Origin of the sequence: uncultured Candidatus Kuenenia sp. (assembly GCF_900696675.1) — a bacterium.
Lineage (GTDB): Bacteria > Planctomycetota > Brocadiia > Brocadiales > Brocadiaceae > Kuenenia > Kuenenia stuttgartiensis_A.
The window spans coordinates 1-3,413 of the sequence record NZ_CAADGZ010000209.1; the positions used below are offsets into that span (position 1 = coordinate 1).

General features: G+C 44.3%; 3 protein-coding genes. All 3 read left to right on the forward strand.

Annotated features, from left to right (window positions below; all coding sequences use genetic code 11):
- Window positions 1-123 precede the first annotated feature (123 nt).
- Window positions 124-411: a GIY-YIG nuclease family protein gene (locus tag QZT26_RS16910; protein WP_099326996.1), complete on the forward strand. Its 288-nt coding sequence runs from the start codon at window positions 124-126 to the stop codon at window positions 409-411.
- Between the two features lie 229 nt (window positions 412-640).
- A complete protein-coding gene (locus QZT26_RS16915; protein WP_197705363.1) occupies window positions 641-1,975 on the forward strand; it encodes a cyclic 2,3-diphosphoglycerate synthase in 1,335 nt (444 codons plus the stop codon).
- 169 nt (window positions 1,976-2,144) lie between these two features.
- On the forward strand, window positions 2,145-3,101 hold the full coding sequence (gene arcC, locus QZT26_RS16920; RefSeq protein ID WP_099324557.1) for a carbamate kinase: 957 nt from the start codon (window positions 2,145-2,147) through the stop codon (window positions 3,099-3,101).
- Window positions 3,102-3,413: the final 312 nt, after the last annotated feature.

Here is a 3,413-nt window from a genome sequence, read left to right on the forward strand (position 1 = left end):
TGAGCATAGAGAGAAGAGGGTCGAGGGGTTTACAAAAAAGTATAATGTTACAAAACTTGTCATTGCGAGGGTCTTTTCCGAAGCAATCTTTTTTATAATGCCAGATCAATCAAGGTGATTGTAATGGATAAATTATACTCTGTTTACATAATGACGAATAAAAATAATACCGTACTCTACACAGGGGTTACGAACAATCTTAAAAGAAGAGTATATGAGCATAGAGAGAAGAGGGTAGAGGGGTTTACAAAAAAGTACAATGTTACAAAGTTAGTATACTACGAGATATTTCGTGACGTAAGAAACGCCATATTCCGGGAGAAGCAAATTAAAGGTGGCTCAAGGGCTAAAAAAATAGAATTAATTAATGGAATGAATGCAGGATGGAAGGATCTCTATGACGGTTTATGAGGTTGCTTCGGAAAAGACCCTCGCAATGACAAACGTGATAATTGTGGATGTACAGTAAATGTTGAAAAAACCCATAAGCCATAAGCCATGAGCTATGAGCTATGAGCCATGAGCTATGAGCCGTATGAGATTTTAAATTCTAAATTTGCACTCGTTCAAAGTCTGCCAGCTTGGGAACGGGCGTTTTTGATGGCGCATACAAAGACAGCGCCGGGGGGAAATAATTTCTATGGAAGGCAGAAGAAAGATACTTATTATGGGTGCTGCGGGAAGGGATTTTCATAACTTCAATGTCTGCTTTCGCGACAATCATGCATATGACGTAGTTGCCTTCACTGCGGCACAAATCCCTAATATTGAAGGGAGGCAATATCCCCCTTCACTGTCAGGAAAGCACTATCCAAACGGCATTCCCATTGAATCTGAACAAAAATTGTCCTTTCTGATAAAATCGTATGCCATAGATGAAGTTGTCTTTTCTTACAGCGACGTTTCGCATGAATATGTTATGCACAAGGCGTGTATGGTGAATGCCGCGGGAGCTGCTTTCACCCTCCTTGCCCCACAAAAAACCATGTTGAAGAGCAATAAACCTGTTATTGCAATATGCGCGGTGAGGACGGGGTGCGGTAAAAGTTCGGTTTCCCGGAGAGTTTGTGAGATTGTTAAGGGGCTGGGAAAGAAGCCTGTGGTAATAAGACATCCCATGCCTTACGGCGATCTTTTTAAACAGCGTTTACAGCGCTTTACCACGTACGATGATTTCAGGAAGTATGACTGTACCATAGAAGAAATTGAAGAATATGAACCCCATGTGGAACAAAACACTACTGTTTATGCAGGAGTTGACTACAAAGATATTCTGGAAGCGGCAGAAAAAGAAGCCGACGTCATTGTATGGGACGGAGGCAATAATGATACCCCTTTTTACCTTCCGGATTTGTACATCACTGTTGCAGACCCCCACAGGCCAGGCCATGAACTTTCTTACTATCCGGGTGAAACAAACCTCCTTCTTGCGGAGGTTATTATTATCAGCAAGGTGGACACCGCAAAACCGGAAAATATACGCAGGGTAAGGGAAAATATACAAAAGTCGAATCCCGGTGCAACGATCATTGACGCTGCAATGCCGGTGACGGTTGAAGATATCAGCCTGATAAAAGGCAAACGTGTGCTGGTGATTGAAGACGGTCCTACCCTTACGCATGGAGGCATGTCCTTTGGCGCGGGAGTACTTGCTGCCCGGCAATATGGTGCTTTGGAAATTATTGATCCAAGACCCTACGCCGTAGGGTCGATTCACGAAACATACAGGAAATATCCCCACATGGAAAACCTGCTGCCTGCTATGGGATACGGGCGGAAACAGGTTGAGGAATTAAGCGCATCCATCAACCGCACGCCGTGCGATACCGTACTTATTGGAACTCCCATAGATCTGAGAAAAATAATCCGTATCGATAAACCTGCAGAACGAGTACGTTACGGCATGCAGGAAACAGGCGAACCTCAACTCGAAAAGATTATCAGGGCAAAACTCCGTAACTTCTCAATAAATTGAGATAAACAACCCGCTTGCCACCTTTATTAATGGGGAATTCTATACAGTCGGCAATCGGCAAATTGCGGATTGCGGATTGCGGATTGCCGACTGCAGATTGTGGACTGTGGACAGTGAAAGATAGAAATTATTATAAAAATCCCAACTTATTGAAAAGTTAAAAACTCCAATGAACGGTAGAAATACTATGGTAATTGCGCTGGGGGGAAATGCTCTCATCCGGAAAGGTCAAAAGGGAACCGTAGGGGAACAATTCGAAAATACACGGAAAAGTATGGAAGGAGTCATTTACTGTTTAAACAGGGGGTATAATATAATAATCACCCATGGAAACGGCCCGCAAGTGGGTAATTTGCTGCTTATGACCGAGGCCTGCCGTGACCAGACGCCGGAGCTTACGCTTGGAATGTGCGTTGCCGATACGGAAGGGGCAATCGGATACATGATCCAGCAATCATTGACCAATGCGTTGCGAAGGGAAAACAGAGATACCTGTGTGGTAACGGTTCTGACGCAGGTTGTAGTGGACAAACACGACCGGGCATTTTCGTGTCCGACAAAACCCATAGGTCCTTTTTTCAGGAAAGAAGAGGCGGAACGTTTTCAAAGAGAAAAAGGCTGGGATATTGCGGAGGACAGCCACAGAGGGTATCGTCGGGTAGTGGCATCGCCCAATCCTCTGAAGATTATAGAGATTCAGGCGATCAGATGCCTTTCAGGGGCTGGCAATATCGTCATTGCCGCCGGGGGAGGAGGTATTCCTGTAATTATAAAGGAAAACGGAGACCTTGAAGGGGTGGACGTTGTCATAGACAAAGACCTTGCTTCAAGCGTTCTGGCAAGAGATATTAATGCCAGTGCCTTGGTTATGCTTACCGGGGAGGAAAACGTTTTCCTCAATTATAAAAAACCAAACGAACGGCCTCTTTACAACATAACGGCAGATGAAGCGCAGCGCTATCTGGACGAAGGGCATTTCCCGCCTGGAAGTATGGGTCCAAAAATCCAGGCAGCCATACATTTCCTGGAATGGGGCGGATCATTTGCCCTTATTACTTCGCTTGACAAGGTGCGCGAGGCATTTGAAGGCCGCTCCGGGACAAGGATTGCAAAGAAAGCCATCTGACCAGTAATTGTGAAATCCGAAATACGAAGTACGAAGTACGAAACAAATCCGAATAACAAAGCATAAAATTCAAAACAAATCCAAAACATACAACAATAAGAAGCACGAAATGCAAAATACTAAAGGTGCATTTGTTTGTAACACTTTAGTTCTATGAAAAAAAACGCTCGTTCCCAAGCTCCGGCTTGGGAACGCAATTGCACTGGAAACTTTGTTTCCAGTGAGGGTCTGACTTGACAAATTACAAACTGTCTTAACCCTGTGATTTTATTCCCTATCTATCAGCAAACAGGCGAGAAACCGGAGTTTCTC